Annotated in this window: 1 protein-coding gene; it reads left to right on the forward strand. The window is 36.8% G+C overall.

Annotated elements, in window-relative coordinates; translation table 11 throughout:
* Positions 1-108: 108 nt before the first annotated feature.
* Positions 109-1,344 (forward strand): IS256 family transposase, encoded by a 1,236-nt coding sequence (locus GMJ66_RS20290; protein WP_156292124.1) that lies wholly within the window; start codon positions 109-111, stop codon positions 1,342-1,344.
* Positions 1,345-1,382 lie beyond the last annotated feature (38 nt).

A 1,382-nucleotide genomic window follows, 5' to 3' on the forward strand; every position in this document is an offset into this window, starting at 1 on the left:
GGGAGTGTAATATAAACTGTGTAAGTAAGAAATGCGTACGGTTTCTTACTCACACAGTTTTTTTATTTTGATAGAATATAAATATAAAGCTAAAGGAGTGTTTTTATAATGGGGAAATTAAAAAGAGATCCTAACTCCGTAGAATTAGCTAACAAGATTATTGAACAATATCAACCTAAGTCTGTAGAGGAAATGCAAGATGCATTAAAAGATATATTTGGTCCAATGTTTGAGGCAATGTTAAAAGGAGAAATGAATCATCATCTTGGCTATGACTCAAATAATAAAGGGGAAAAGAATACAGCTAATAGAAGAAACGGTTATGGAAAGAAAACCTTGAATACTAGTGTTGGGGAAGTAGAAATTGAAGTACCAAGAGATCGTGATGGCTCTTTTGAACCTAAGGTTGTTCCTAAACGTAAAAAAGATGTTTCTGAAATAGAAGGTAAGGTTATTGCCATGTATGCCAAAGGAATGTCTCAGCGAGATATTTCTTCTACGATAGAGGATATTTATGGATTCTCTGTATCGCATGAAATGATTTCTGATATTACAGATTCCGTGCTGCCGGAACTGGAAGATTGGCAAAGTCGTCCATTAAATAACTGTTATCCTTTTGTTTTTGTGGATTGCATGTACACAACCATTCGCAATCAATATGAGACAAAGAAGTATGCCGTATATACCATTTTAGGATACACAATGGAGGGCAAAAAGGACATTCTTGGCCTGTGGCTAAATGAAACAGAAAGTAAACATAAGTGGATGCAAATCTTTGATGAAATTAAGGCAAGGGGAGTTGAAGATATCTTCTTCATTTCCATGGACGGTGTATCTGGCTTAGAAGAAGGAGCTCGCTCTATATTCCCTGATGTCCTTGTACAAAGATGTATTGTCCACTTAATTCGCAACTCCCTTAAATACGTCCCTTATAAGGATTATAAAGCTTTTACTTCCTCTTTAAGAAAGGTTTATGGGGCACAAAGTCTAAAGGCTTGTCAAAGTGCTTTTGAATCCTTTAAACAACAATGGTCTTCCTATCCTGGGGCAATTGATGTATGGGAACGTAACTTTGAACACGTGGAACAATTATTTGACTATGGTAGTGCTGTTCGTAAAATTATGTACACGACAAATGCCGTAGAAAGCATACACTCCAGCTTTAGAAAAGTGACGAAAAAAGGAGCATTCCCCAACGAGAACGCCCTACTTAAAGTCCTTTATTTAAGGGTGAAGGAACTAGAAAACAAATGGGATGGCGGCTTTATTCAAGGGTGGTCCTTGGCTTTGAACCAACTATTAATGGATGAACGACTAAAGGATAGGGTTCTCAAATATAACTGAGTGTGTTTTGGGACTTACACACTTTATTTGACAACCCC

The sequence above is a fragment of the Oceanobacillus salinisoli genome (assembly GCF_009733865.1).
GTDB classification, from domain to species: domain Bacteria; phylum Bacillota; class Bacilli; order Bacillales; family Amphibacillaceae; genus Oceanobacillus; species Oceanobacillus salinisoli.